Annotated in this window: 24 protein-coding genes; 12 read left to right on the plus strand and 12 right to left on the minus strand. The window is 70.6% G+C overall.

Annotated features, from left to right (window positions below; all coding sequences use genetic code 11):
• Positions 1-173 precede the first annotated feature (173 nt).
• From folP to MTAB308_RS23825, 5 genes are all read left to right on the plus strand, one after another.
• On the plus strand, positions 174-998 hold the full coding sequence (gene folP, locus MTAB308_RS23805) for a dihydropteroate synthase (RefSeq protein ID WP_425436354.1): 825 nt from the start codon (positions 174-176) through the stop codon (positions 996-998).
• A complete protein-coding gene (locus MTAB308_RS23810) occupies positions 995-1951 on the plus strand; it encodes a glucosyl-3-phosphoglycerate synthase (RefSeq protein ID WP_077102705.1) in 957 nt (318 codons plus the stop codon). Before folP ends, MTAB308_RS23810 begins: the two co-directional genes overlap by 4 nt.
• 47 nt (positions 1952-1998) lie before the next feature.
• On the plus strand, positions 1999-2376 hold the full coding sequence (locus MTAB308_RS23815; protein ID WP_077102707.1) for a DivIVA domain-containing protein: 378 nt from the start codon (positions 1999-2001) through the stop codon (positions 2374-2376).
• A complete protein-coding gene (locus MTAB308_RS23820) occupies positions 2373-2954 on the plus strand; it encodes a DNA-3-methyladenine glycosylase I (protein WP_077102709.1) in 582 nt (193 codons plus the stop codon). Before MTAB308_RS23815 ends, MTAB308_RS23820 begins: the two co-directional genes overlap by 4 nt.
• A 177-nt stretch (positions 2955-3131) precedes the next feature.
• Positions 3132-3299, plus strand: coding sequence for a DUF3117 domain-containing protein (locus MTAB308_RS23825; RefSeq protein ID WP_003406247.1), 168 nt, complete (start codon positions 3132-3134; stop codon positions 3297-3299).
• 6 nt (positions 3300-3305) lie between these two features.
• Here the strand turns inward: MTAB308_RS23825 and glgA are convergent, their stop codons facing one another.
• Complete coding sequence (glgA, locus tag MTAB308_RS23830) at positions 3306-4469, minus strand: glycogen synthase (protein ID WP_077102711.1); 1164 nt, start codon at positions 4467-4469, stop codon at positions 3306-3308.
• A gap of 240 nt (positions 4470-4709) precedes the next feature.
• Between glgA and glgC the strand changes: the two genes are divergently transcribed.
• Entirely contained in the window at positions 4710-5924 is a 1215-nt protein-coding gene (gene glgC, locus MTAB308_RS23835) for a glucose-1-phosphate adenylyltransferase (protein WP_077102713.1), read from the plus strand.
• Here glgC and MTAB308_RS23840 read toward each other — a convergent pair.
• The 6 genes from MTAB308_RS23840 to MTAB308_RS23865 all read right to left on the minus strand — a co-directional run bounded on the left by MTAB308_RS23840 (position 5921) and on the right by MTAB308_RS23865 (position 12242).
• Positions 5921-7603, minus strand: a complete 1683-nt coding sequence (locus tag MTAB308_RS23840; protein WP_077102715.1) for a CocE/NonD family hydrolase — start codon at positions 7601-7603, stop codon at positions 5921-5923. The genes glgC and MTAB308_RS23840 overlap by 4 nt on opposite strands.
• Positions 7604-7633: 30 nt before the next feature.
• Entirely contained in the window at positions 7634-8308 is a 675-nt protein-coding gene (locus MTAB308_RS23845) for a methyltransferase family protein (protein ID WP_077102717.1), read from the minus strand.
• Between the two features lie 13 nt (positions 8309-8321).
• Positions 8322-9962 carry an ABC transporter permease gene (locus MTAB308_RS23850; RefSeq protein ID WP_108637390.1) on the minus strand — a complete coding sequence of 547 codons (1641 nt, stop codon included), beginning with the start codon at positions 9960-9962 and terminating at the stop codon, positions 8322-8324.
• Positions 9959-10870 (minus strand): ABC transporter ATP-binding protein, encoded by a 912-nt coding sequence (locus MTAB308_RS23855; protein WP_077102719.1) that lies wholly within the window; start codon positions 10868-10870, stop codon positions 9959-9961. The genes MTAB308_RS23850 and MTAB308_RS23855 overlap by 4 nt, the downstream gene beginning before the upstream one ends.
• On the minus strand, positions 10860-11498 hold the full coding sequence (locus MTAB308_RS23860; protein ID WP_077102721.1) for a TetR/AcrR family transcriptional regulator: 639 nt from the start codon (positions 11496-11498) through the stop codon (positions 10860-10862). Before MTAB308_RS23860 ends, MTAB308_RS23855 begins: the two co-directional genes overlap by 11 nt.
• Before the next feature lie 75 nt (positions 11499-11573).
• Positions 11574-12242 carry an O-methyltransferase gene (locus tag MTAB308_RS23865; protein WP_077102723.1) on the minus strand — a complete coding sequence of 223 codons (669 nt, stop codon included), beginning with the start codon at positions 12240-12242 and terminating at the stop codon, positions 11574-11576.
• Between the two features lie 190 nt (positions 12243-12432).
• Between MTAB308_RS23865 and sigE the strand changes: the two genes are divergently transcribed.
• Positions 12433-13212: an RNA polymerase sigma factor SigE gene (gene sigE, locus MTAB308_RS23870; RefSeq protein ID WP_077102725.1), complete on the plus strand. Its 780-nt coding sequence runs from the start codon at positions 12433-12435 to the stop codon at positions 13210-13212.
• Between the two features lie 2 nt (positions 13213-13214).
• Here the strand turns inward: sigE and MTAB308_RS23875 are convergent, their stop codons facing one another.
• The 3 genes from MTAB308_RS23875 to MTAB308_RS29470 form a co-directional block, all read right to left on the minus strand.
• Entirely contained in the window at positions 13215-14660 is a 1446-nt protein-coding gene (locus MTAB308_RS23875) for a PE family protein (RefSeq protein WP_077104716.1), read from the minus strand.
• A gap of 102 nt (positions 14661-14762) precedes the next feature.
• The gene (locus MTAB308_RS29985) at positions 14763-14951 is read right to left on the minus strand and encodes a response regulator transcription factor (RefSeq protein WP_245831480.1); all 189 of its coding nucleotides are present in this window, start codon (positions 14949-14951) and stop codon (positions 14763-14765) included.
• A complete protein-coding gene (locus MTAB308_RS29470; protein ID WP_245831481.1) occupies positions 14948-17434 on the minus strand; it encodes an ATP-binding protein in 2487 nt (828 codons plus the stop codon). Before MTAB308_RS29470 ends, MTAB308_RS29985 begins: the two co-directional genes overlap by 4 nt.
• Positions 17435-17970: 536 nt before the next feature.
• Between MTAB308_RS29470 and MTAB308_RS23890 the strand changes: the two genes are divergently transcribed.
• On the plus strand, positions 17971-18975 hold the full coding sequence (locus tag MTAB308_RS23890) for an MmpS family transport accessory protein (protein ID WP_245831482.1): 1005 nt from the start codon (positions 17971-17973) through the stop codon (positions 18973-18975).
• Between the two features lie 25 nt (positions 18976-19000).
• Here the strand turns inward: MTAB308_RS23890 and MTAB308_RS23895 are convergent, their stop codons facing one another.
• On the minus strand, positions 19001-21634 hold the full coding sequence (locus tag MTAB308_RS23895; RefSeq protein WP_077102731.1) for an ATP-binding protein: 2634 nt from the start codon (positions 21632-21634) through the stop codon (positions 19001-19003).
• Between the two features lie 208 nt (positions 21635-21842).
• Here MTAB308_RS23895 and MTAB308_RS23900 point away from each other — a divergent pair, with 208 nt between their 5' ends.
• The 4 genes from MTAB308_RS23900 (at position 21843) to tatB (ending at position 24955) form a co-directional block, all read left to right on the plus strand.
• Entirely contained in the window at positions 21843-22424 is a 582-nt protein-coding gene (locus MTAB308_RS23900; protein WP_077102733.1) for a PE family protein, read from the plus strand.
• A gap of 121 nt (positions 22425-22545) precedes the next feature.
• Complete coding sequence (gene rseA, locus MTAB308_RS23905; RefSeq protein WP_077104718.1) at positions 22546-22920, plus strand: anti-sigma E factor RseA; 375 nt, start codon at positions 22546-22548, stop codon at positions 22918-22920.
• Positions 22921-23026: 106 nt separating this feature from the next.
• A complete protein-coding gene (htrA, locus tag MTAB308_RS23910; protein WP_077102735.1) occupies positions 23027-24559 on the plus strand; it encodes a serine protease HtrA in 1533 nt (510 codons plus the stop codon).
• Positions 24560-24955, plus strand: a complete 396-nt coding sequence (gene tatB / locus MTAB308_RS23915; protein ID WP_077102737.1) for a Sec-independent protein translocase protein TatB — start codon at positions 24560-24562, stop codon at positions 24953-24955. It abuts the gene before it with no gap.
• A 6-nt stretch (positions 24956-24961) separates the two neighbouring features.
• Here the strand turns inward: tatB and MTAB308_RS23920 are convergent, their stop codons facing one another.
• Positions 24962-26107 carry an Mrp/NBP35 family ATP-binding protein gene (locus MTAB308_RS23920; RefSeq protein WP_077102739.1) on the minus strand — a complete coding sequence of 382 codons (1146 nt, stop codon included), beginning with the start codon at positions 26105-26107 and terminating at the stop codon, positions 24962-24964.
• Positions 26108-26226 lie beyond the last annotated feature (119 nt).

Here is a 26226-nt window from a genome sequence, read left to right on the forward strand (position 1 = left end):
ACGGGGACGGTTGATGGGGAATTTTCCCCATTTTGTTCGGCGGCGCCGATCGCACCGGCCGCACTCCCCGCGTCCGATCCGCGGCTGGTCGCGCAGTCGCCGGCAGGGCCAGGCACCATGTAGGCGTGCAGACCCTCTGCGGCCGGCCCGTCGCCGGCGATCGCGCGCTGATCATGGCGATCGTCAACCGCACCCCGGATTCGTTCTACGACCGGGGTGCGACGTTCAGCGACGGCGCAGCTCGCGACGCCGCGCACGCGGCCATCGCCGACGGCGCCGACGTCATCGACGTCGGCGGGGTCAAGGCGGGCCCGGGCGACAGCGTCGACGAGGCCACCGAGATCGCCCGGTTGGTGCCGTTCATCGAATGGCTGCGCGGCGCCCACCCCGACCAGCTGATCAGCGTCGACACCTGGCGTTCCGGGGTGGCCCGGGTGGCCTGCGCCGCGGGGGCCGACCTGATCAACGACACCTGGGGCGGCATCGACCCCGCCCTGCCCGAGGTGGCCGCCGAGTTCGGGGCGGGCCTGGTGTGCTCGCACACCGGTGGGGCGCTGCCGCGCACCCGGCCGTTCCGGGTGAGCTACGGGACGAGCACGCGGGGGGTGGTCGACGACGTCATCCGCCGGGTGACCGCGGCCGCGGACCGGGCGGTGGCCGCCGGGGTGTCTCGCGACCGGGTGCTGATCGACCCGGCCCATGATTTCGGCAAGAACACCTTCCATGGGCTGGTTTTGTTGCGCCACGTGGGCGATCTGGTTAAGACGGGATGGCCCGTCCTGCTCGCTTTGAGCAACAAGGACTTCGTCGGGGAGACTCTGGGTGTGGAACTGACCGAACGGCTGGAGGGAACGCTGGCGGCCACCGCGCTCGCGGCGGCGGCCGGCGTCCGGATGTTTCGGGTGCACCAGGTCGCGGCCACCCGGCGGGTGCTCGAGATGGTGTCCTCGATCCAGGGGACTCGGCCGCCGGCGCGCACGGTGAGGGGGCTCGCATGACGGAGCTGGTGGACCTAGCCAGCGAGGGGGTGCTCGCCTCGCGGCCCGGCGACGCCTGGCTGTCCGACCGCAATTGGAACCGGCCCGCCTGGACGGTCGGCGAACTGGAAGACGCGAAGGGCGGGCGGACCATCTCGGTGGTGCTGCCCGCCCTCAACGAGGAAGCCACCGTCTCCTCGGTGATCGACAGCATCTCGCCGCTGGTGGACGGCCTGGTCGACGAGCTGATCGTGCTGGACTCCGGCTCCACCGACGACACCGAGATCCGCGCGATCGCGGCGGGCGCCCGGGTCGTCAGCCGCGAGCAGGCGCTCCCCGGGGTGCCCGTCCGGCCCGGCAAGGGCGAGGTGCTGTGGCGTTCGCTCGCGGCCACCAGCGGCGACATCGTGGTGTTCGTCGACTCCGACCTGATCGATCCGCACCCGATGTTCGTGCCGTGGCTGGTGGCCCCGCTGCTCGCCGGCGACGGGATTCACCTGGTGAAGAGCTTCTATCGGCGGCCGCTGGGCGGTGCCGACGCGGGTGGCGGACGGGTCACCGAGCTGGTGGCCCGGCCGTTGCTGGCCGCGCTGCGCCCGGAGCTGGGGTGCATCCTGCAGCCGCTCGGCGGCGAGTACGCCGCCAGCCGGGAACTGCTGACATCGCTGCCGTTCGCGCCGGGCTACGGCGTGGAGATCGGCGTCCTGGTGGACACCTTCGACCGGTTGGGGCTGGACGCGATCGCCCAGGTCAACCTCGGCGTGCGGGCGCACCGCAACCGGCCGCTGCCCGAGTTGGGCGTGATGAGCCGCCAGGTCATCGCGACCCTGCTCTCGCGCTGCGGGATCCCCGACTCCGGGGTGGGCTTGACCCAGTTTTTCGCCGACGGCGCCGACGGTTACCGCTACACCGCGCATACCGCGCCGGTGTCGCTGGAGGACCGGCCGCCGATCCAGGGACTGCGGCCGCGCTAGGGCCCACGCGCGCCGGGATGTCGGCGGGATAGGGCAATATCGAACGCGTGGCGTTGGTGTTGCTGTACCTGGTGGTGCTCGTCCTGGTGGCGATCGTGCTGTTCGGCGCGGCCAGCCTGCTGTTCGGCCGCGGCGAGCAGCTGCCGCCCCTGCCGCGGGGGACGACGGCGACCGTGCTGCCCGCCTACGGCGTCACCGGAGCCGACGTCGATGCCGTCAAGTTCACCCAGGTGCTGCGCGGATACAAGACCAGCGAGGTGGACTGGGTGCTGGACCGGCTCGCCCGCGAGCTCGAGGCGCTGCGCGGCCAGCTGGCGGCGGTGCACGCCCCGCCGGCCGCCGACAACGAGACCAACAATGAGACCGAGGGCGAGCCCGATTCCGTGGAACCCGCAAGCGGCGAGGACCGTCAGGAATCAATGTGAGCGATGACGGACTGGTGCGGTGCGGCTGGGCGACCGTTCGTCCCGGGCCGGACTTCGAGATGTACCGCGACTACCACGACCGGGAATGGGGCCGGGCGTTGCACGACGGGGTGGCGCTGTTCGAGCGGATGAGCCTCGAGGCCTTCCAGAGCGGCCTGTCGTGGCTGATCATCCTGCGCAAGCGGGAGAACTTCCGGCGCGCCTTCGACGGGTTCGACATCGAGACGGTCGCCGGCTACAGCGATGCCGACGTGCAGCGGCTGATGGCCGACACGGGCATCGTCCGCAACCGGGCCAAGATCGACGCGACCATCGGCAACGCGCGCGCCGCCGCCGAGCTGGGTTCCGCCGAGGACCTGTCCAAGCTGCTGTGGTCGTTCGCGCCGGCGCCGCGGCCGCGGCCCGCCGACGGCTCCGAAATTCCCTCGGCCAGCGCCGAGTCGAAGGCGATGGCCGCCGAGCTGAAGCGTCGCGGGTTCCGCTTCGTCGGGCCGACCACCGCCTACGCGCTGATGCAGGCGACCGGCATGGTCGACGACCATATTCGCGGTTGCTGGGTGCCGGCAAACGCACGTTGAGGGCCCAATGAGGCGTCAGAAGCGGGTCTTGGTGTAACTGCCGCGCCGGATAGGGAACAATGGGGGGGTGATTTGGCAGTCCAATGTCGGGTATGGCTGGAATTCCACTGGCGGGGCATGCTCGACGCCGACCAGGTCCGCGACGCCGGGCCAGCTCGAATCTGGAGGGAGCACTCGATGGCGGCGATGAAGCCCCGTACCGGAGACGGTCCTTTGGAAGCGACCAAGGAGGGGCGCGGCATCGTTATGCGAGTACCGCTCGAGGGAGGCGGTCGACTGGTCGTCGAGCTGACGCCCGACGAAGCCGCCGCCCTCGGTGACGAGCTCAAGGGCGTTACCAGCTGAGCCGGCTTACGCCGACACCTTCCGGTAGATCTCCAGCGTCTGCTCGGCCGCGTGGGCCCAGGAGAAGTCCTCGATGCAGCGCTGGCGTCCCGCCTCGCCATAGCGCTTAGCCTTATCGGGGTCGGCGACGAGTTCGTTCACCGCTTCGGCCAGTCCCGCCCGGAAGCCGGCCGGGTCATCGGCATCGTAATGCACCAGCGACCCGGTGCTCCCGTCCCTGACCACCTCGGGTATCCCGCCGACGTCGGAGGCCACCACGGCCGTGGCGCACGCCATCGCCTCGAGGTTGACGATCCCCAGCGGCTCATACACTGATGGGCAGACGAAAACCGTTGCCGCCGAAAGTATTTCCCGCAACTCCCCGATCGGCAGCATCTCCCTGATCCAGAACACCCCACCCCGTTGGCGGGCCAGCTCGGCCACCGCGGCCCGAATCTCCTCGGCCAGCTCCGGGGTGTCGGGAGCGCCGGCGCACAGCACCACCTGCACCCCGGGGGCGAACCGGTGCGCGGCCGCGATCAGGTGGGCGACGCCCTTCTGACGGGTGATGCGCCCGACGAACGCGACCATCGGCCGGCCCGGGGCCACGCCGAGTTCGGCCAGCACGGAACCGGTTTGCACCGGGCCGGCGGGCTGCCACACGTTGGTGTCGACGCCGTTGCGGATGACGTGCACCAGGCTCGGATCCAGCGTGGGGTAGACGCGCAGGATGTCTTCGCGCATCGCCGCGCTGACCGCGATGACGGCGTCGGCGGCCAGCACCGCGGTCCGTTCCACCCACGTCGACACGCGGTAGCCGCCGCCGAGCTGCTCGGCCTTCCACGGCCGCAGCGGTTCGAGCGAATGCGCGGTCAGGACGTGCGGGATGTCGTAGAGCAACGCGGTCAGGTGCCCGGCCAGGCCCGCGTACCAGGTGTGCGAATGCACGACCGTGGCCGCCGACGCGGCGTTGGCCATCATCAGGTCCGCGGACAGGGTTGACAGCGCGGGGTTGGCGCCGTGGATGCGCGGGTCGGGTTGCTGCGCGAAGGCATCCGGACGGGGCGCGCCGATGCAGTGCACGTCGACCGCGCACAGCCGCCGCAGCTGCGCGACGAGTTCGGTGACGTGTACCCCGGCCCCGCCGTAGACCTCCGGTGGGTACTCCCGAGTCATCATCGCCACCCGCATACTCCGCACGGTAGTTCGGCGGGGACGCCGTCCGCGAGTCGGGCCGCCGAGAAATTCGGAGAATCCGGTTTTCGGTCCGTGACGATGCGGGCCGCGAGTGAGACTGCGCAATAATGGACGGTATCGGGTTGTGAAACGTGGTGAGAACTAAGCCAAATACCTTGACAGGCAGTCCGTCAGAACGGCGGCCACCGGGATTCCCCCTGGCAGCGGTTGGCGGCGGCCGATAGTTTGGGAGCCATGAGGGAAGCGCCACACGTGCTGGGCATTGTCCTGGCCGGGGGTGAGGGCAAGCGGTTGTATCCGCTGACCGCGGACCGGGCCAAGCCCGCGGTTCCCTTCGGTGGCGCCTACCGGCTGATCGACTTCGTGCTCTCCAACCTGGTCAACGCCCGCTACCTGAGGATCTGCGTTCTCACCCAATACAAGTCGCATTCACTCGACCGTCACATTTCGCAGAACTGGCGCTTGTCCGGCCTGGCCGGCGAGTACATCACGCCGGTGCCCGCGCAGCAGCGCCTCGGCCCACGCTGGTATACCGGCTCCGCCGACGCGATCTACCAGTCGCTCAACCTGATCTACGACGAAGACCCCGATTACATAGTCGTTTTCGGCGCCGACCACGTGTACCGGATGGACCCCGAGCAGATGGTCGGGTTCCACATCGACAGCGGGGCCGGCGCGACCGTGGCCGGCATCAAGGTGCCCCGCAGCGAGGCGTCCGCCTTCGGCTGCATCGACGCCGACGACTCCGGCCGCATCCGCGCCTTCGTGGAAAAGCCGCTGGATCCGCCGGGCACCCCCGGTGACCCCTCGTCGACGTACGTGTCGATGGGCAACTACATCTTCACCACCAAGGTGCTGATCGACGCGATCCGCGCCGACGCCGACGACGACCATTCCGATCACGACATGGGCGGTGACATCATCCCGCGGTTGGTGGAGGACGGGATGGCCGCGGTGTACGACTTCTCCGACAACGAGGTGCCCGGGGCCACCGACCGCGACCGGGGCTACTGGCGCGACGTCGGGACGCTGGACGCCTTCTACGACGCACACATGGATCTGGTCTCGGTGCACCCGGTGTTCAACCTCTACAACAAGCGCTGGCCGATTCGCGGGGAGTCGGAGAACCTGGCGCCGGCCAAGTTCGTCAACGGCGGCTCGGCGCAGGAGTCGGTGGTGGGCGCCGGCAGCATCATTTCGGCGGCCTCGGTGCGCAACTCCGTGCTGTCGTCGAACGTCGTGGTCGACGACGGCGCGATCGTGGAGGGCAGCGTGATCATGCCGGGCGCCCGCGTCGGCCGCGGCGCGGTGGTGCGCCACGCGATCCTGGACAAGAACGTCGTCGTCGGGCCCGGGGAGATGGTCGGGGTCGATCTGGAGAAGGACCGCGAGCGCTTCGCGATCAGCGCCGGCGGCGTGGTCGCGGTCGGCAAAGGCGTCTGGATCTAACCCGGGACCTCCGGGACCAGCAAATGCGCGTCGTGGCGTGGGCCCCAATGCAGGGTTACGCGGCCGCGGGGTGAGTCCGCGTAGGCCGCGGGCATCTGACCGACCAGCGGATTGGTCGGGCACAGCCACCGCCCGGCGACCACCAGCCGTAGCTGCTCGCCGGCGCGAAACAGCGTCGCCGACGGGCCCAGCGCGACGTCGACCGCGACCACCTCGCCGGCGGGGACGGGCAGCGGCTGCGCGCAGGCCGCGACGGGCTCCCACGGCCGCGACAGTTCGGGGTCCAGCGCCCGCAGCGCGACCCGCTGCCACCCGGTGGTGACCCGGTCGCGGCCGTAACCGTAGGACCCCTCGAAGGCGACGAACCGGCCCGCACGCCACTTCTCCACGCCGACGAACAGGTTGGCGTCGTCGCAGCCGTCCAGCGAGACCCACAACCGGGCGGCCATCGGCCCGGTCAGCTCGATGTCCGCCGGGACCGTCCAGCTGAACGCCGCTGCGCGGGAACGCGTTTGGAATGCGATGCTGCCAGCCCCGGCCGGCCGTTCCGGCGCCAGCGTCCCGGTGCCACCCAAATATAGCGGCCGCCAACGGGTTCGGGGCAACGGCCAGTCCGCCTCCTCGCGCACCGCGGCCACGGTGTCGCGGTCCTCGCGCACCTCGAGGCGGACGCTGCGGGAACGGTCCGCGCCATCCAGCACCCCCCGGAAGAAATCGAGCTGCTCTCCCAGCGCCGCTTCGGAGTAGAAGGTCGCCCATTTGCCGCCCCGGTGGGTGTAGAGGCGGGCGTGCGCGGAGCCGGCGCGGGTGAAGGCCCGGACCGAGCCGCGGCTGTGCAGGTTGTTGTCGGAGAAGCTGCCACAGACCAGCATGGGCACCGTGATCGCGGACAGGTCGGGCACCACCGAGCGCCAGAAGTCGTCGCGCAACGGGTGGGCGTCCTGCATGCCCTCCAGGTCGTAGGCCTGCCGCGTGTCGCGGCGCAGGTTGCGCGACCACATCCGGGTGAAGCCCGATTCACGCACGCCGCCGGGGAAGGTCAGGTCGCGATACGCGTCGGTGAAGCCCTCCCACGGGCAGATCGCCCGCAGCGCCGGCGGCTGCAGGGCCGCCACGGCGTACTGGCTGATCGCGAGGTAGGAGACCCCGAGCATGACGACGCGGCCGTCGCACCACGGCTGCCCGGCGATCCACTGCACCAGGTCGTAGGTGTCCTCGGCCTCCTTGCGCGACAGCAGTTTTCCGGTGCCGTCGGAGTGGCCGCAGCCGCGCGCGTCGGCGTTGACCACGGCGAAGTCCCGCGCCGTCCACCACGCCGGGTCCGGCGCCTCCCAACCGGTCAGCGCCGAGAAACTCACCGGTTGCGGCTGGCGCAACACCCGGTATTGCACCGAGAAGGTCCACCTGTTACCCCGCCGCCTCGGCAGGTTGTCCTTGCCGTAGGGGTGGATGCTCAGGATGACCGGCCGCGGGCCGTCGTCGGGTTGCCGGTGGACGTTGATGCGCAACACCGTCCCGTCGCGGGTCGAGACGGCGACGTCACGCTCGACGAGCAGGTCGGGCGGATCGGTGACCGTGATCGGGGGTTTGGCGATACCGCGAAGCCGAACCAGCGCATACCGGAGGGCTCCGGGGCGCCGCCACGGACGGTCCAGGGCCGGTGACGAATTTCGCTCCACGCCAATACCTTAGGCGCAGCCGCCCGGCCGCTACCACACGCTGGGCACCAGCCGGTAGCGCACATGCTGCGCGTATTCCCGATACCCCGGCAGGTCCTGGATGAGCAGCTTCTCCTCGTCGAGGATGCGGAAGACGAGCACCGCGATGCCCGGGACCACCAAGAGCAGACCCCAGTAAGAGCCGAGCGCCAGGGGCATGCCGACCATCATGATCACGTTTCCGACGTACATCGGATGCCGGACGAACTTGTAGACGCCACCGGAGGCCACCGTCTGGCCCGTCTCCACCGTGACGGTGGCCGCCGCATAGCTGTTCTGGATGATCACCAGCATCGCCAGGCCCAGCCCGGTCGCCACCAGGACGTCGCCGAGCACTGATAGCCACGGCGGCACCGTCGACCAACCCATGCGATGGTCGAGGGCGCTGAACGCCATCATCGCGAAGAGAATCACGAATGAGCTTGTGATGATGACCTTTTGGGCGGTCCGCGGCTCGGCCCGCGGCCCGGCGTGCATGCGGCGCTGCAGGGCCGCCGGGTTGTTCCGCGCCAAATAGATCGTGGGGCCGAGCGACGCCGCGGTGAACACGGCGAGAAAAGCCCACGCCTGCCAATAGTGCAGCGTTCCGGCCGGTCCGAACAGGATGAGGCCGACCGCGATGGTCCCGAACACCGAGGATGCCGTCAGCCGAACAGCGGTTTTCATGATCGTGCCCTCCCTAGCAACGTAGATCGCGACGCCGAAAAGCCATGGCGCCCAAGGTGATCAGTGTCGCATCGATGGCCAGCAGCCACAGCAGCGGCACGGCGGTGAAATCGGCCCCCACCCGCGGGGTGTGCGCGAACGGTTCCAGGTCGAGCAACCACTGCGGGAACCGGGCCAACTCGCCGATCAGGTACACGGCGACGAACCCGACCAGCACGCCCCACGCCACCGGCGTGAACCGCGGTGCCAGACCGAACACCGCGACCGTGACGGCGGCGAGCAGCCAGACGGCGGGCAGCTGGACGGCCGCGGTGCCGACGACGACGGCGAGCTTGCCGCCGACGTCGCCGGCCGCGATGCCGTAGACGAGGCCGCCGGCCACGCCGCTGACCAGCATCGCGGCCGCGGACCCGGCCAGTGCAGCGACCAAATGGCTTGCCAGCCAATGAGTCCGGGAGACCGCGCCGGCGAGCGCCGTCTCGGCGCGCTGGCCGGACTCCTCTTGGTGCAACCGCAGGCTGAGCGAGATGGCGAACGCCGCGGCGACCATGCCCATCATGGCGTAGGCCACGGCGATGAAGGCCTCCTCCAGCGCGGAGGTGCCGCCCATCCGCGCGACGATGTCACGCACGACCGTGCTGCCGCCCAGCTGGTCGCCGATTCCGTGCACCACGCTGCCCATCAGCAGCCCATACAGGCACAGGCCCACCGTCCACAGCAGCAGCGCTCCGCGATCGAGCCGCCACGTCAGGCCGTCGACGCCGCGCAGGCCCGTCCCGGCGGTAGCGGGGCCGGCGCGTTCGGCGATGAGTCCGGCGCCCACATCGCGGCCGGCGAGCAGCCGATAGGCCACCAGGGTGAGCGCCGCCGTCGTCACCAGGTGCAGCAGCAGAACCCACCAGCGGTCCCCGGCGTACGGCCTTACCTGCAGCGACCACCCCAGCGGCGACAGCCACGACAGCCCACCGCCGCCCGCGTCGCCGACGGCGCGCAGCGTGAACGCCGTCCCCAGCACGGCGAACGCGGCGCCGCGGGCGAACCGGGCGCTCGGCGACAGCTGGGCGGTCACCGCGGCCACCGCGGTGAAGACCAGACCGGAGCAGGCCAGCGCCGCCCCGAACGCCAGCGACCCGCCCGCCGGGACGTCGGTGCTGAGCAATCCGGCCGCCCCGATCGCGCCGGTGGCGACCGACGCCCCGAACGACAACAGCAGCGCCGCGCTCAGGCTGGCGTACCGGCCGATCGCGGTCGAGTCCACCAGCTCGGTGCGGCCGGTCTCCTCGTCGGCGCGGGTGTGCCGGATCACGGTGAGGATGACGGCCACCGCGATCAGCAGGTGAAACATGCCGGCCTTCCAAATGCCAACGGCCCCAAGGCTGTCGTTGTAGACCTGGCCGTAGAGCGCGCGCTGGGCCGGGCTGGCCATGATGGAGGCCGCGAAGCCGGCGCGGTCGGCCTGGGTGGGGTAGACCTTTTCGATGCTGCCGACGTACACGGTGGCGAGCGGCACCGACAGCAGCAGCACCCACAGCGGCAACGAAACCCGGTCGCGGCGTAGGTAGAGGCGCAGCATGCCCGGCGTGCCGGAGAAGTTCGAGGCGGCCCGCCCCGCCGGCTGTGCCGGGCGCGGCCGCTCCAACGTCGCGGTGCTCATGCCGAGACCTTGTCTGTGGTGTTGTAGTGGCGCAGGAAGAGTTCCTCCAGGGTCGGGGGCTGGCTGACCAGGCTGCGCACCCCGGCGTCCCCGAGCGCCCGGATGAGTTCGCCCAGGCTTTCGCTGTCCACCTGGGCGCGCAGCGTGTTGCCGTCGATGCTGACGTCCTCGACGCCCCGGATGCGGGTGATATCGCCCGGGTCGCCGATCATTTCGGCCTTGATCGAGGTGCGGCTGAGGTGCCGCATCGACTCCAGCGTGCCGCTTTCGACGGTCTTGCCGGCGCGGATGATGGTCACCTTTTCGCACAGGGCTTCCGTCTCGGCCAGGATGTGACTGGACAGCAGGACCGTCGTGCCGCGGTCGCGCGCCTCACCGACGCACTGCTGAAAGATGTTCTCCATCAACGGGTCCAGGCCGCTGCTCGGCTCGTCCAGCAGCAGGAGCCGTGCGTGCGAGCTGAACGCGGAAATCAGGGACACCTTTTGCCGGTTGCCCTTCGAGTAGGTGCGCGCCTTCTTGTGCGGGTCGAGGTCGAAGCGCTCGATCAGCTCGGCGCGCCGCCGTTCGTCGATGCCACCGCGCATGCGAGCCAGCAGGTCGATGGTCTCGCCGCCGGTCAGCGACGGCCACAGGGTCACATCGCCCGGCACGTAGGCGATGTGGCGGTGCAGGGCGACCGCGTCGGTCCACGGATCGCCGCCCAGCAACCGGACGGTTCCGCCGTCGGCCCTCACCAGGCCCAGCAGGACGCGGATGGTGGTCGACTTGCCGGCCCCGTTCGGCCCGAGGAACCCGTGCACCTCGCCCTCGCGCACCGTCAAATCCAGGCCGTCCAGGGCGCGCACCGCGCCGAAATTCTTGGTCAGTCCCCGGATTTCGATGGGTGCGACGTTGTCAGCTGGCATGGGATCCTCCTTGATCTTCGGCGGCCAGAAATGCGTCGTACATGGTGCGGTCGACCATCAGACCCTCGCTGTAGATCTCGAGGGCGGGCAGGATCATCTCCCTGGCATAGTCGCGCAGAACCGCACGCAAATCCGTTGGCGTTTCGTGCATTTGAATGTAGAGCAGGAGGCTGCCGCCCCCGGTGATGCCGAGATATTTGGCCCTGGCCTTCGGGTCACGGCTGGGCTTGATCGTCCCGGCCCGCACGCCCTCTTCCATATACTCTTCGGCATTGGCAATCATCCTCTGCCACAACATCTTCGCCAAGTCGCCACCGGTCTGCATGCTGCGCACCACGTAGGCCGTCAGCGGTGCAAACTCCTCGATCTCGGCGAGCTGCGCGAACCAGGTGGCGGGGTCGTTGGACCGCATCGCCTCCGATTTGGTGCTGCGGATCTCTTCGGCGACGTAGTCGTCGCAGGCCTTGCGCAGGCCTTCCTTGGAGCCGAAGTGGTGGATGACCAGCGCGGCACTCACCCCCGCCGCGTCGGCGATCGTGCGCAGCCCGACGCCGAACCCGCGCTCGCCGAACTGCTCGATGGCGGCGTCGCGGATCCGGGCGGCCGCGGTCAGGTCGGCTGAACGCATGTTCAGTACGTTAAACAAGTGTTCAGCCGACGGTCAAGGGGCCGCCCCGTCAGTAATCCGTAAATGTTTGGTGGGTCAGTCCCGCACCGCGGCCAGCAGCCCGTCGCCGAGCGGCACCAGCGCCGGGGTGAGCCGCTCGTCCTCGGCGATGAGGCGGGCCGCCTCTCGTACCGCGGTCACCTCGGCGTCACGCGCGGCGGGATCGCCCGCCCGGCCGCCCAGCGCCGCGCGGTGCACCACGATGACACCCCCGGATCGCAACAGCCGCACCCCCTCGACGACGTAGTCGGGCTGGTCGATCGGGTCGGCGTCGATGAAAACCAGGTCGTAGGACTCGTCGGCGAGGCGGGTGAGCACCTCCTGGGCGCGCCCGCTGATCAGCCGGGTGCGCGAGGGGCCGATGCCGGCGTCGGAGAAGGACTGCTTGGCGAGCCGCAGGTACTCCGGCTCGATGTCGATCGTGGTCAAGACGCCGTCGTCGCTCATGCCCGACAGCAACCAGAGCCCGCTGACCCCGGCGCCGGTGCCCACCTCGGCGACGGCCTTGCCGCCGCTGAGCTTGGCCAGCAGGCTCAACAGTGCCCCGACCGCCGGCGTCACCGCCCCGGCGCCGATCTCCACGGCGCGTTCGCGGGCCGCCGCCAGCAGCGCGTCCTCCGAGATCGACGCCTCGGCGTGCGCGCAGAGTGACTCGGCTCGACTGGTGGCCGTCTGGCCAGGGGGTGCTGCGTCGGTGCCGTCCATGCCCGCAGCGTATTCCAAATCGCCGCGCGGCCGGGCAGGCGCGCCTGATTCGGTCCGTGCCGACACGCCCGGGGCGACGCAACTCACGGGCCACGGTTCGCGCTGTTCAGCGCAGGTAACGATCTGGTTTCTCAGCCAAACCTCAGATTGCTCCTATGTCGTGCATACGCCGATGGGCGACGGTATCCCTATGGAACGGGGTGTGCGGGGGACCGGGAATAGTTCTCGCCGGAGTGGGAATACACGATTGCAGCTCCGCGTTGACGCGGGCGAAGAGCTGCTGCCAGGTTTCTGCGGCAGGGAAAATCCGGAGGATTCAATCATCACAGCGCTTTTGAGCCCGAGCACGATGTCGCATGCCCAGGACTGCCGGGACGACGGATGGGTGGAGACGACGGACGCGCTGCAGGGCACCGCGGTGTTCGACGCGACCGGGGACAAGGCGACGATGCCGTCGTGGGACGAGCTGGTGCGCCAGCACGCCGACCGGGTGTACCGGCTGGCCTACCGCCTGTCCGGCAACCAGCAGGACGCCGAGGACCTGACCCAGGAGACCTTCATCCGGGTGTTCCGCTCGGTCCAGAATTACCAGCCCGGGACCTTCGAGGGCTGGCTGCACCGCATCACCACCAACCTGTTTCTCGACATGGTGCGCCGGCGCGCCCGCATCCGCATGGAGGCGCTGCCCGAGGATTACGACCGGGTGCCCGCCGACGAACCCAACCCCGAGCAGATCTACCACGACTCGCGGCTGGGGCCCGACCTGCAGGCCGCGCTGGACTCGCTGCCGCCGGAGTTTCGCGCCGCGGTCGTCTTGTGTGACATCGAGGGCCTGTCCTACGAGGAGATCGGCGCCACGCTCGGCGTGAAGCTGGGCACCGTGCGCAGCCGCATCCATCGCGGGCGCCAGGCGCTGCGGGACTACCTGGCCGCGCACCCGCAGCACGGCGAGCCGGCCAAGTCGGCGTAGCTTTAACCGTTCTGGCCGGACGTCCCGTGGGCGCCGTTTGTCCCGTTGGCGCCGTTCAGGCCGTCGCTCGACCCGGGCCCCGACCCGATGCCGCCGGCGCCGCCGGTGCCCAGCGCACCACCGCCGCTGCCGGGGCCGCCTAGCCCACCCGGGCCAGCGGCGCCGCTGATGCCCACCTGCCCGATCAGAAGTCCGCCTGAGCCCCCGGCGCCACCGAGACCGCTGCCGCCTCCGTCGCCCCCGTTGCCGCCGGCGCCGCCGTCGGCGCCGTTGCCGGCTTCGTTGCCGATGTTAAAACTGCCGGCACCCGAGGCGGTGCCGCCTGCGCCACCGCCCCCGCCCGCACCGCCGATTCCGCCAACGCCCTGTATCGCCTGCCCGCCCTGCCCACCGGCGCCGCCGGCACCGCCGGGCGCTGCCCCGATAGTCCCGTTGCCGCCGTTACCCCCAGCGATGGAGCCCACGGGGGAGCCGATCGATCCGAAGGCGCCGCCGCCGTGGCCGCCGGCGCCCCCATTGCCACCGGCACCGCCGGTGCCACCATTGCCGCCGGCGGCGGTCCCGGAGCCGCTCAGATCCACCGTCCCGCCGGCTCCGCCGGTGCCGCCGGTCACGCCCAGTCCGCCATCCGCTCCGACGCCCCCGTTGGCGGCCGTGACATCGGCGTTGGTCGCGGACGCGGGGGATCCGGCGGTCCCGGTGCCCGCCTGACCACTGATGGTCGGGTTGACGCCGTTGGCCCCGACGAGGCCGGTGCCGCCAGGCCCGCCGGCGCCGCCGTTTCCGAGCAGGAAGGCGTTGCCACCGGTGCCGCCGTGACCGGGAAGGCCGCCGTTGATGCCCGCGAGGGCCGCCCCGCCCTGCCCGCCGACACCGCCGTTGCCATACAACAAGCCGCCGGTGCCGCCGGTGCCGCCGGGCGCGCCGGCGCCACCGAGCCCGCCGGTCCCGCCGGTACCGATCAGGCCTGCCGAACCGCCATGGCCGCCGGCCTGTCCGGCCGCGCCGGACCCACCGGCCCCGCCGTTGCCCCACAGGATCCCGCCGGCTCCGCCGTTCGCGCCGGTACCCGACGCCCCGTTCGCGCCGTCACCGATGAGCGGGCGACCGAGTGCCGCCTCGGTGGGCGCGTTGATCACGGCTTCCAGCAGCTGCAGCGGCGACGCGTTGGCGGCCTCGGCGGCGGCATAGGCCGCGGCGCTGCCGGACAACGCCTGCACAAACTGGGCGTGAAACGCCGCGGCCTGAGCGCTGAGGGCCCGGTAGGCCCGGGCATGGCCGCCGAACAGCGCCGCGACCGCCGTCGACACCTCGTCCGCGCCCGCCGCCAGCAACTGCGTCGTCGGGCCCGCCGCGGCGACATCGGCCGCGTGGAGGGTGGCGCCGAGGTTCTCCAAATCCGTTGCCGCCGAAGCTAAGTACTCCGGTGCCGCAATGACGAACGACATCGCCGCCTCCTCCACGTTGCGTTCGACCTAGCGGGTCGCCTGCCGTGAAGTGTGCGCCGGTGAGCCGGCGAGGTTGATGGGGAATTTTCCCCATTTATCGGGCTAGCCGGGCAGCTCGGACGGCCGAGCCCGGACGGCGGCCTGGGTGCGGTTTTCGGCGCCAAGCTTGTCCAGGATCGATTCCACGTGGTGGCCGACGGTCTTGGGGCTGAGGGACAATTTGGTGGCGATGTCGGCATCGCTGTGGCCGGCGGCGACCAGGGTCAGCACTTCGCGTTCGCGGCGGCTCAACCCGTCGGGGTCAGCGTGGACGTCGGTGCGGCGGGTGCGCGGGGTGGGGCCGCGCAGTTGGGTGAGGCGCTGCCGGGCGCGGCGGGCGGCGGTGGTGGCGCCGAGACCGCGGAAGGGCGGGCGGCGGTGGTGGCGCCGAGACCGCGGAAGGTGGCCAAGGCCGTTTCCACCGCGGTGCTGTCGCCGCCGAGTTGGGCGATGGCCGCCTCGTAGGGACAGCCGCGGCGCGTCCATTCGGCGGCGGCGCCCTGCCAGTCGCCGGTGACTTCCGACTGGAACGGATTGACCGGGTCGGTGATGGCCATCGGTGCCGCGGTGCTTGCGGGCAGGCGCAGCCAGCGCTGCAATTGCCCAGCGAGCCAAGGGTTTCCGTCGAAGCCCATGGTTACCAGCCCGCTCTGGGCCTCACTGCGAGCGGTGTCGTCGTCCCCGGCCAGCCAAGCGGCCTCCGCGCGCGCGGCCCACACCGGAAAGAAACGGGACTGGTGCAGTTCGGAGCTGTCGGCGATCTCATCGATCAGTCCGGCGCTCGGTTGCTCACCACGACGCGCACAGATCAGCGCGAGCACGCGCCGGGGCGCGATCCGATGAAAGCTGGACAGTCCGGGGCGGGTGAGCACGTCCTCGGCGCACGCGCTGGCGTGCGCCCACTGGCCGCGGTGCAGCGCGACCAGCGCTGCGATGCCCATGAGAAAAGCCTCGAACGTGAAAAGGTCACGCTCACGGCAATATTCAAGGGTTTCCGCAACGTAGCGATCAGCCCGATCCAGGTCGAAGTGCAGCGCCGCGGCCGCGCAGATATCGGCCCCAAGCTTGCCGGCGTTCTCGCCGCGGGTGTCGGTGGCCAGCGCCTGCCGCCACGCAGCCTCGAGCTCCTCCCACCCGGCGTCGGTGCGCACCACCCGGGCCAGCGCGGCGGATCCGCGGGCCCGGATGACGACCGCGTCGTCACCTATCTGGGTACCGACGGTGATCGCGCGGTCCGCGAAATCGGCGATCGCGGGATCCCAACCAAGGACGCGCAATTCGGCCATGTTCAGCAGGGACTGGGCCAGCTGCGGGCACGGCCCGGCGTCTTGGACCAGCCGCAGCGACGCCATCGCGGCCTCATCGGACTCGCTGACGCGGTCCGACAGGACCAGCTCGTGGGAAAGCCAGCACAGGTCCTCGGATTCGGCCAATCGATCGCCCAGAGCGCGACGCAGCTTGATCGCTTCACGCCAGGACGCCACCCCGCTGAGGCCGCCCAGGTAGCTGGCCAGCGCGTGCTGCTCAAACCAGATCACCTTCTGCTCGGTAGGCGTCGTGCCGGCGTGGCGCAGTGCCAGCGCATAGAGTTCGGCGGCTTGGCGGTGCGCTCCCAATGCGGTGGCCCGTTCGGCGGCGGCGATGCCATAACGCATCGCGGCGTCCCGGTCACCGGCCTGGTCGGCATGAAACGCCAACGCCGCCAGCGCGTTCGGATCAATGGGTGGTTTGGCCAGTTCGGCCAGCGCCCGGGCATGCAGGGCCCTGAGGTGATAGGTGTCGATGCGCTCGAGCGTGGCGCGACGGGCCAACTCGTGGCGGAACCCGATCGTTTCCCCGTCGGCGATGAGCACACCCGCGTCAAGGCATTCGAGCACTGCGGCGTCCGCGGCCTCGCACAGGTGGGCCACCAGCGCCGGCTCGGCGCGCGGTCCGCACACCGCCACCGCCAGCGCGGCGCGGCGGGCGTTGGTCGACAGGCGCGCGAGCCGCCCCCAAACCGCCTCGGAAATGCTGCGCGGCAACGCCTTACGATCGAGCGCGTCGACGCCGACGGCTACCACCTCGGTGACGAAGAACGGGTTGCCGCCGGTGAGTTCGTGCAACCAGTCGGCGTTGAGGCCGCTGCCGGCGGCCAAGACCGCCACGGCGTCGCGGCTCAGCGGTTCCAACCCGATGCGGGTCAGCGCCGCGCAGCTGGCCACGTCCCCGAGCGCAACCGCCAGCGGATGCTGGGCGTCCAGCTCGTCGTCGCGATAAGACATCACCAGCAGCAGCGGCAGCGAGCCGATGCGGCGCGCCAAGAACCGCAGCAGGTCCAGGGTGGCCCCGTCGGCCCAGTGGGCGTCCTCGATTATCCAGACCCAGCGATGCCCGTCGTGCAGGAGCGCCAGCAGGCGCCGATACAGCGCCGCCGTGTCGCCGGCATCGATCGCCGAGGCCAGCGCCCGGGCCGCTTCGGCTCCAAGCCCGGTTAGGGCGTCCAGCACCGGGCCGAGCGGGCGCGGCGCCGCCAGCGGGTCGCAGCCGCCGATCAGCACGCGCACCGGTGCATCCAGCCCGGCTGTAAAGGCGTTGATCACCGCGGTTTTGCCGACCCCGGCCTCCCCGCGCAGCAGCACCACCCGGCCCGCACCGCGGCGCACCCCCCGCACCAGTCCACGCAACTCGGCCAGCACCGTCTCGCGCTCCAGCAAGCGCTCCGCGGGCGTCGGACGTCGTGGTGTGGTCGTCATCTCGGGTGCTCCGAAAAATGGGGAAAATTCCCCATCAACCGCACCCGGCTCCCGGCGCACACTTCATAGCGAGCGCCCGGAGAGGCCGCCGGGGCGACGGTATTCGCACATCCGGACATGATGCGGAATCACTGTAACGCCGAGCCCGCCAGAATGCCTCCCCACCCGGCCCGCCGCTGAGTCACGGAGGGGACTTCTCGACACGAAAGGAACCTGCCATGAACACGAGGCGCACCCCGAAGCGGATCGCCGTCGGGGCATTGATGTCGGGTGGCATCGCGCTAGCCGCCGCTGGGCTGTCCGCAGGCACCGCCGAAGCCGTCGGCGGCCCCCTGCGATGGTGTCCGGGACAACCGCTTCCAGGAGGTGGCGTGAAATGGGATATGTCTGTCTGCCACACCTACTACTACGTGATGACGGGGCAGGGTAATTCTGGTTCCCCCTACATCTGGGACGGGCCGAATCCCCCGGGATATCAACCGCCGCCGAACATGCCACCTTTGTGGGTTCCGTGAGCCTCCCGGTGAGGACATTCGATGATGCACCAGGACGACCTCGAGAGACGCATCGCCGAGCTCGAACGTCGCTCAGCCGATGCGAAGGCGGCCGCCGGTTCGGACCCGGCATTCCCATTGGACGCCTCGCGAGAACACGGCCGCGCTCTTGCCCAAGACGAGACGGCGCGCGGTGACAGGCGCGCGTGGATCTTCTTTGGACTGCTGTTTGTCCTCCCCATTGCCGCCGTCGTCTGCCTATGCGCCACAACAGCATTGGTGACCTTGAAGCCGTCGAGCGCGTTGTGGATGAGCGGGATCGTGTGCGGCAGCGGGTATCACCTTGCCAACGACAACAAGCACTACGGCACGCCGTCGGGCGGGTCGGGGATCACCATGAGCTTCCGATGCGTCAGCGGGAACAGCTCGTATCACGCCAACGATTTTTCGGTCTTCGAGCTCCAGTTCCTGCTCGTCGGGATCGCGTCGTGCGCCGCTGTCGCGGCCGGTGTCCTGCTGTGGCGGCTCTTGCCCAAGCGTTCAACCGAGCGCCGTCCACGGCGTCCGGCGAGGGTGGCGGCGGTGGCCGCGATGGTCCCGGTGCTGGCTGCAATCGGGATCGGCGGCTACCTCGTGCACCGCGCCTCGCCGACCACTACCGAGGTGCGATCCCCGTCGCCGACCACGACCGCGCCGGTCGGATTCGAGCCGCCGCGGGTGGCGTCCACGGCGGCGCCGCCGGCGGCCATCGCGACCGCAACCCCGTCCGGTCCCGTTCAAGTCACCTATTCGGTGACCGGCACCAAGGCGCCCGGCGACAGCATTACGGTGGAGTACGTGGACGCGTCGGGCCGGCTGCGCACGGAGCCCGACATCGATGTCCCCTGGACGCTGACCCTTGCCCTCACCTCTCCGAGCGCCGTCCGGATCGTGCAGGCGTCCAGCTTGCTTGGGGTCAGCAAGTTGAACTGCGCGATCACCACGGGCGACGGCCGGGTGGTGGATTCGAGTAACCGCAACGACCCGCGGGTGCACTGCTTTGGCTGATCCATCAGGGGTGTCGGTCTATTGATCAGTTCGTGGCGCCGATCTGGCGTTCTCGGCTATGGGCGGCCGCTTGGGTGCGGTTGTCGACGCCGAGTTTGGTCAGGATCGATTCCACGTGATGGCCAACGGTTTTGCGGCTGATCGACAGTTTGGTGGCGATGTCGGCGTCGCTGTGCCCGGCGGCGATCAGGGTCAGCACCTCGCGTTCTCGGCGGCTGAGCCCGTCGGGGTCGTCGTGCATGTCGGTGCGGCGGGTGCGGGGGGTGCGCCCGCGCAGTTCGGTGAGGCGTTGCCGGGCGCGGCGCCCCGCGGCGGTGGCGCCGAGGCGGCGGAAGGTGGCCAGCGCCGCTTCCACCGCGGCGACATCGCCGCCGAGTTGGGCGATGGCCGCGTCGTAGGGGCAGCCGCGCCGCGTCCATTCGGTGGCGGCGCCCTGCCAGTCACCGCTGACCTCCAACGCGAAGGGCATGCTCAGCTTTCTGCCGTCAGCCGGCTCACCGCCCGCCAAATGCACCCAGCGACAGAGGGACCCGACCAGCCAGGGGTTGGCGTGGCCGGGGGCTGTTGCCAGCCCTGCCAGCGCCTCGGCGCGGGCAGCATGGTCGTCCCCGCTCAGCCAGGCTGCCTCCGCACGCGCCGGCCAGACCGGTCCCAGGCGAAAAAAGTCGCCGCGTTCGGCGGTGGCCAGGGCCTCGTCTAGTAGTGCGGACACCGGTCGCCGGCCGCATCGGGCGTGGATCAACCCCAGGGCGGTCAACGGCAAAAGCCGATGGAGGGCGGCCATCGCGGGTCGGGACAGCACATCTTCGGCGCAGGTGGTCGCACGGGCCCAATCCCCGCGGTGCAACGCGACCAGCGCCGCCGGCCCCACCGCGAGCGGCTCGAAAGTGCCCAGGTCATGGTCGGCGCAAAACGCCGTCGTTTCGGCGATGTATCCCTCGGCGCGATCAAGCTCGTAGTGCAGCGCCGACTGCCAGCACAAGCCCATACCCATCAGCCCGGCGAGTTCGGCGAGCTCTGAGCCGTCGATCGCCTGCCGCCACGCCGATTCGAGCTCGTCCCATCCCGCGCCTGTGCGCAGGAGCCTGAACAGGGCCGCATAGTAGTTGGCCTTGATCACCACCGGCGGCAGGTCCAGTTGGTTGCCCAAAGTGATTGCGCGGGCGGCGTACTCGTCGCATGCCGGATCGTCGGCCATCATGGAGAGCTCGGCCATGTGAGCCAGCGACGCCGCCAGCTGGGGGGTGGGCCCGCATTGCTCCAGCAGCAGCAACGAGTCTCGACCTGCCTTCCTCGCCTCGGAGACGCGGCTCAACACGTGCGAGAGCCGGCGCAGGTCATCGCCTTCGCCCAGGCGATCCCCCAGCTGCCGGCGCAGCGCTATGGCGTCGCGATACGAACGCACACAGGCCTGCACGAACCCACCCAAATAGCTTGAGGATGCGTGTTGCTCTATCCAAATGACCCGCTGTTCGGCAGGGACGGTGGCGGCGTGGCGCAGCACGAGCGTGTACAGCTCCGCCGCTTGGCGGTGTGCGCCCAATCCGGCGGCGCGCTCGGCGGCGCCGACCCCATGACGGACCGCGGCCTCGCTGTCGCCAGCCTGGTCGGCGTGAAACGCCAACGCCGCCAACGTGTTCGGGTCCACGGGCGGCTCGGCGAGCGCGCGCAGCGCGCGCGTGTGCAGTGCTTTGCGCTGGTAGTCGGCGATCCGGTCGAGCGTGGAACGTCGGGCCAGCTCGTGGCGAAAGCCGACCGCATCACCTTCGGCGACCAGCACGCCCGCATCCAGGCATTCGGCCAAACCCGCGACAGCGGCGGGACACAATTGCTGCACCAGTGCCGGATCGGCGTGCGGTCCACACACCGCCACCGCCTGCGCGGTTTCCCGCGCGCCCGCGGACAGCCGCGCCAGCCGCCCCCATACCGCCTCAGAAACACTGCGCGGCAACGCATTCCGGCCCAGCGCGGCGGGCCCGGCGGCTAACACCTCGGTCACGAAGAACGGGTTTCCGCCGGTGAGGTGGTGCAACTGGTCGACATTGACGCCGCGGCCCGCCGCCAGCACTGCCACCGCATCGCGGCTCAGTGGGCGCAACCCGATGCGGCTGACGGACACGCAACTCGCCACGTCGCCGAGCGCCGCCGACAGGGGGTGCTGGGCATCGAGCTCGTCGTCGCGATACGTCACCACCAGCAGCAGCGGCAGCGAGGCGATGCGTCGCGCCGTGAAGCGCAACAGGTCCAGGGTGGCGCCGTCGGCCCAATGCGCGTCCTCGATCACCCATACCCAGCGGTGGCCGTCGCGCAGCAGCGCCAGCAGCCGCCGATACAGCGCGGCGGTGTCACCGGCGTCGATGGCGGCGCCGAGCGCCGTGCCCGCGGCTCCCAGCCCGGCAAGCGCGTCGAGCAGCGGACCCAGCGGTCGCGGTGTGGCGAGCGGGTCGCAGCCGCCCGCCAGCACCTGTACCTGGTCATCGAGACTGGCGGTGAACCGGCCGATCACCGCGGTCTTGCCGACCCCGGCCTCGCCGCGCAGCAACACCACCCGGCCCGCGCCACCGCGCACACCGCGCGCCAGAGCAGCGAGCTCGCCCAGCACCGCCTCGCGCTCCAACAAGCGGTGCGCCCCGCTCTGACGTTGAGGTGCTGCGGTCATGTCGGGCGCCCGAGAAAATGGGGAGAATTCCCCATCAACCGCGCCCGCTCACCGGCGCACGCTGAAAAGCGAGCGCCCCGGGCGGCCCGGAAGAATTCACCGGCCGCAGCAACCCCACACCCGGACATGATGCGGATTCACTGTAGCTCCGACACCGCCCCGACGCGCCCCAGCGCAGTTGCCCCGCAGCGTTCCGTGGAGGTGCGAGATGTCATGTGTCGTTGCAGCGCCGGAGTCCCTGGCGGCCGCGTCGCAGGAATTGTCGGGGATCGGTGCGGCGCTGCGGCAGGCTTCCGCGGCGGCTTCCGGGCGGACCCCCCAGCTGGCGGTCGCGGCCGGGGATGAGGTGTCGACCGCCGTTTCGGCGCTATTCGGAAGTTATGCGCGAGAGTTTCACGCGTTGAGCGCGCAGGCGATGACGCTGCACGACGACTTCGTGCGGGCGCTGGCCGGGGCGGGAGGTGCGTATGCGGCGACGGAGGCCGCGAACGCCAATCCCCTGCAGCCCCTCGAGGACGACATTCTCGCCGTGATCAACGCGCCCACCGACGCGTTGTTCAACCGCCCCTTGATCGGCCACGGCGCCAATGGCGCGCCGGGGACCGGTCAGGCCGGCGGCCCCGGCGGATTCCTGTGGGGCAAGGGCGGCGGCGGCGGGGCGGGGGCACCCGGCCAGCCGGGCGGCGCCGGCGACAGCGGCGGCCACGGCAGCCTCGTCGGCTTCGGCGGCGGCGGCGGACTGGGCGGAAACGACACTCTCGGCAACGGGCTGCCCGGCCAGAGCTCCTAGGCCTGGGCGACGACTAGCGCGACCGGCGGGGACACTCCTGCAGTTTTGCGCGCTTTACCCGGGGTATCGAAGGCCCCGCCGCGCTACATTCGAAGAAGGGTGGCAACGAAAGGGTGTGGTGATGGCCGACCGAGGCGAGGTGTTTCGCCGCGCGTTCTCCTGGTTGCCCGCACAGTTCGCCTCCCAGAGCGACGAGCCGGTCGGCGCACCGCGCCGGTTCCGTTCCACCGAGCATCTGTCCATCGAGGCGATCGCCGCGTTCGTCGACGGTGAGCTGCGGATGAACGCGCACCTGCGGGCCGCGCACCACCTCTCGTTGTGCCCGGAATGCGCGGCCGAGGTCGAGGACCAGGGCCGGGCCCGTGCCGCGCTGCGCGACTCCCACCCGATCCGTATCCCCAGCAACCTGCTGGGGCTATTGTCCGAGATCCCGCACCACCCGTCGGACGACGACGCATCCGAGCCCGATACGCGCGACCAGCGTAAGCGCCGATAATCACCGCACCCGTGGATACTAGGGTGGACAAGCACGATGCCGCCGCGGCGCAAAGCGCCCGGTAAGCGGCCGTCTCGAACGCTCAAGAAGAGGATCCAAAGATAACGTGACCTCCGACGGCAACAACAGAGGCAACGACAGCGACAACGCCGACGACAACGGCCGAGGCCGCCTGGCGCCGCGCCCCATCTCCCGGCCACCGGTCGACCCCGCATCGACTCAGGCGTTCGGCCGTCCCACCGGTCTTCGAGGCTCCTTCCTGGCCGAGCGGGTGCGCCCACCGAAGTACCGCGAACAGTCCGAGTTCACCCCGTACGACCCGCCCGCGGACCCCGTCCTCGAGGAGGCGTTCAGCCGGCCCGCCGGGGCCGTGGACACGCTGCAGCGCCACCCGATCGATGCCGGCGCGCTGGCCGCCGAGCAGGACGGCGCCGAGCCCGAGGGGGCGGACGACCCGTGGCGCGACCCCGGCGCCGCCGCGGCCCTGGGCACCCCGGCCGTCGCGCCGGCCGGACCGCAGGCCGTGCCGGGCTACGGCGGCAAGCTCGGGGTGCGCGACGTGCTGTTCGGCGGCAAGGTGTCCTACCTCGCGCTGGCCGTCCTGCTGCTGATCGCCCTGGTGATCGGCGTGCTCGGCGGGGTCATCGGCCGCAAGACGGCCGAGGTCGTCGAGGCGTTCACCACCTCGAAGGTCACGCTGTCGACACCCGGCAATTCTGAGCTGCCGGCGGGCCGGTTCGCCAAGGTCGCAGCCGCAACCGCCAACGCCGTGGTCACCATCGAGTCCAAGAGTGACCAGGAGGGCATGCAGGGCTCCGGGGTGGTCATCGACGGCCGCGGCTACATCGTCACCAACAACCACGTCATCTCCGAGGCGGCCAACAACCCCAGCCAGTTTAAGACGACCGTCGTGTTCAACGACGGCAAGGAGGTACCGGCCAACCTGGTGGGCCGCGACCCCAAGACCGACCTGGCCGTGCTCAAGGTCGACAACGTCGACAACCTGAGCGTGGCCCAGCTGGGTGACTCCGACAAGGTCCGCGTGGGCGACGAGGTCCTGGCCGCCGGTGCGCCGCTGGGCCTGCGCAGCACGGTGACCCACGGCATCATCAGCGCACTGCACCGCCCCGTCCCGCTGTCGGGCGAGGGCTCCGACACCGACACCGTCATCGACGCCCTCCAGACCGACGCGTCGATCAACCACGGCAACTCCGGTGGCCCGCTGATCAGTATGGACTCCCAGGTGATCGGCATCGACACGGCCGGTAAGTCGTTGTCCGACAGCGCAAGTGGGCTCGGCTTCGCGATCCCGATCAACGAGGTCAAAGCGGTGGCCCAGGCCCTGATCAAGGACGGGAAGATCGTGCACCCGACGCTGGGCGTCAGCACCCGGTCGGTGAGCAACGCGATCGCCTCCGGCGCTCAGGTGGCCAACGTCAAGGCGGGCAGCCCGGCCCAAAAGGGCGGCATCCTGGAGAACGACGTGATCGTCAAGGTGGGCAACCGCAAGGTGGCCGACGCGGACGAATTCGTCGTCGCCGTGCGCCAGCTGACCATCGGCCAGGACTCCCCGGTGGAGGTGGTCCGCGACGGCCGGCACGTCACGCTGACGGTGAAACCCGACTCGGATAACGGCTAAGTGTTCGGCAACCTGAGCTGGGAGCACATCCTCGTCCTCGTCGTGGTCGGGCTGGTGATCCTCGGGCCCGAGCGGCTGCCGGGTGCGATCCGCTGGACCTCGACCGCGCTGCGGCAGGCGCGCGACTACCTCAGCGGCATGACGACCCAGCTGCGCGAGGACCTCGGGCCCGAGTTCGACGACCTGCGCGAGCCGCTGAGCGAGCTGCAGCGGCTGCGCGGCATGAGCCCGCGCGCCGCGCTGACCAAGCACCTGTTGGACGGCGACGACTCGTTCCTGACCGGAAACTTCGACCGCCCGGTCAACGGGGCCGCGCCAAAGCCGGCGGACCCCGCCCGGCCGGCACTGCCGGAGCACACCGGCGGCCCCGCGCCGTTCGACGCCGACGCGACCTGAGGTTCGCTAGCGTCGCGTCGGGTCCAAGCCCAGCGACACGCCGGCCAGCCCGCGCTTGCGCGACGAGAGGCTGTCGGCCACGCCGCGCAGTTCCTTGCCGACGGGGGAGTCCGGGGCGCTCAGCACGATCGGGACGCCGGCATCGCCGGCCGCGACCAGCGCCGGGTCCAGCGGGACCTGGCCGAGCAGCGGCACGTCGGCGCCGACCGCGCGCGACAACCGCTCGGCGACCTGCTGTCCGCCGCCCTCGCCGAACACCTGCATCGTGCTCCCGTCGGGCAGCACCAGCCCGGACATGTTCTCGACGACGCCGACGACGCGCTGCCGGGTTTGCAGCGCGATGCTGCCGGCCCTCTCGGCGACCTCGGCCGCGGCCAGTTGCGGCGTGGTCACCACCAGGATCTCCGCGTTGGGGATCAGCTGGGCCACCGAGATGGCGACGTCGCCGGTCCCCGGCGGCAGGTCGAGCAGCAGCACATCCAGGTCGCCCCAGTAGACGTCGGCCAGGAACTGCTGCAACGCGCGGTGCAGCATCGGCCCGCGCCACACCACCGGGGTGTTGCCCTGGGTGAACTGGGCGATCGAGATGACCTTCACCTCGTGGGCGATGGGCGGCAGGATCATCGACTCGACCTGGGTGGGCCGGTCGGTGGTGCCCATCATCCGGGGGATGGAATGGCCGTGAATGTCGGCGTCGAGCACGCCGACGGACAACCCGCGCGCGGCCATCGCCGCGGCCAGGTTGACCGTGACGGTCGACTTTCCGACGCCGCCCTTGCCGGAGGCGACGGCGTACACCCGGGTCAGCGAGCTGGGCTGGGCGAACGGGATGACGGGCTCGCGGGCGTCGCCGCGCAGCTGTTTGCGCAGCTCGGTGCGCTGCTCGTCGTTCATCACGTCGAGGCTGACCTTGACGGCCCCGGTGCCGGGGACGTCGGCGACCGCGCTGGTGACGCGTTCGCTGATCTCGGTCTTCTTCGGGCAGGCCGCGGTGGTCAGGTAGATCGCGACGTGCACGCCGCCGTCGGGCTCGACGTCGACGCTCTTGACCATCCCGAGTTCGGTGATGGGGCGGCGCAATTCGGGGTCGATCACCTTCCCCAGTGCGGTGCGGATCGCCGCGCTCAGGTCGGCGGTGTGGGGATTGGACATCACCGCCGAGTCTAGGCGTGCGCGGCGAGGTACCGGTTAGCCGGCCGGACCCGGCGCCCTGGGCGGCCCGGCGGCCGGACCCGGGCCGGCCGGGCCGGCGGGCGGGGCGGGGGGCATCG

Origin of the sequence: Mycobacterium terramassiliense, from assembly GCF_900157385.1 — a bacterium.
Taxonomy (GTDB): domain Bacteria; phylum Actinomycetota; class Actinomycetes; order Mycobacteriales; family Mycobacteriaceae; genus Mycobacterium; species Mycobacterium terramassiliense.

What these genes read in the sequence shown, in the direction of transcription:
- MTAB308_RS23865 (WP_077102723.1), bottom strand. Translation starts at nt 12,242, where the DNA reads ATGGACGGCACCGACGCAGCACCCCCTGGCCAGACGGCCACCAGTCGA.
- MTAB308_RS23845 (WP_077102717.1), bottom strand. Translation starts at nt 8,308, where the DNA reads ATGAAAACCGCTGTTCGGCTGACGGCATCCTCGGTGTTCGGGACCATC.
- MTAB308_RS23875 (WP_077104716.1), bottom strand. Translation starts at nt 14,660, where the DNA reads ATGTCGTTCGTCATTGCGGCACCGGAGTACTTAGCTTCGGCGGCAACG.
- MTAB308_RS23920 (WP_077102739.1), bottom strand. Translation starts at nt 26,107, where the DNA reads ATGTCCAATCCCCACACCGCCGACCTGAGCGCGGCGATCCGCACCGCA.
- MTAB308_RS23895 (WP_077102731.1), bottom strand. Translation starts at nt 21,634, where the DNA reads ATGACCGCAGCACCTCAACGTCAGAGCGGGGCGCACCGCTTGTTGGAG.
- MTAB308_RS23825 (WP_003406247.1), top strand. Translation starts at nt 3,132, where the DNA reads ATGGCGGCGATGAAGCCCCGTACCGGAGACGGTCCTTTGGAAGCGACC.
- MTAB308_RS23855 (WP_077102719.1), bottom strand. Translation starts at nt 10,870, where the DNA reads ATGCCAGCTGACAACGTCGCACCCATCGAAATCCGGGGACTGACCAAG.
- folP (WP_425436354.1), top strand. Translation starts at nt 174, where the DNA reads ATGGCGATCGTCAACCGCACCCCGGATTCGTTCTACGACCGGGGTGCG.
- rseA (WP_077104718.1), top strand. Translation starts at nt 22,546, where the DNA reads ATGGCCGACCGAGGCGAGGTGTTTCGCCGCGCGTTCTCCTGGTTGCCC.
- MTAB308_RS29470 (WP_245831481.1), bottom strand. Translation starts at nt 17,434, where the DNA reads ATGACGACCACACCACGACGTCCGACGCCCGCGGAGCGCTTGCTGGAG.
- glgA (WP_077102711.1), bottom strand. Translation starts at nt 4,469, where the DNA reads ATGCGGGTGGCGATGATGACTCGGGAGTACCCACCGGAGGTCTACGGC.
- MTAB308_RS23890 (WP_245831482.1), top strand. Translation starts at nt 17,971, where the DNA reads ATGATGCACCAGGACGACCTCGAGAGACGCATCGCCGAGCTCGAACGT.
- MTAB308_RS23850 (WP_108637390.1), bottom strand. Translation starts at nt 9,962, where the DNA reads ATGAGCACCGCGACGTTGGAGCGGCCGCGCCCGGCACAGCCGGCGGGG.
- MTAB308_RS23860 (WP_077102721.1), bottom strand. Translation starts at nt 11,498, where the DNA reads ATGCGTTCAGCCGACCTGACCGCGGCCGCCCGGATCCGCGACGCCGCC.
- glgC (WP_077102713.1), top strand. Translation starts at nt 4,710, where the DNA reads ATGAGGGAAGCGCCACACGTGCTGGGCATTGTCCTGGCCGGGGGTGAG.
- sigE (WP_077102725.1), top strand. Translation starts at nt 12,433, where the DNA reads ATGGAACGGGGTGTGCGGGGGACCGGGAATAGTTCTCGCCGGAGTGGG.
- MTAB308_RS23900 (WP_077102733.1), top strand. Translation starts at nt 21,843, where the DNA reads ATGTCATGTGTCGTTGCAGCGCCGGAGTCCCTGGCGGCCGCGTCGCAG.
- MTAB308_RS23810 (WP_077102705.1), top strand. Translation starts at nt 995, where the DNA reads ATGACGGAGCTGGTGGACCTAGCCAGCGAGGGGGTGCTCGCCTCGCGG.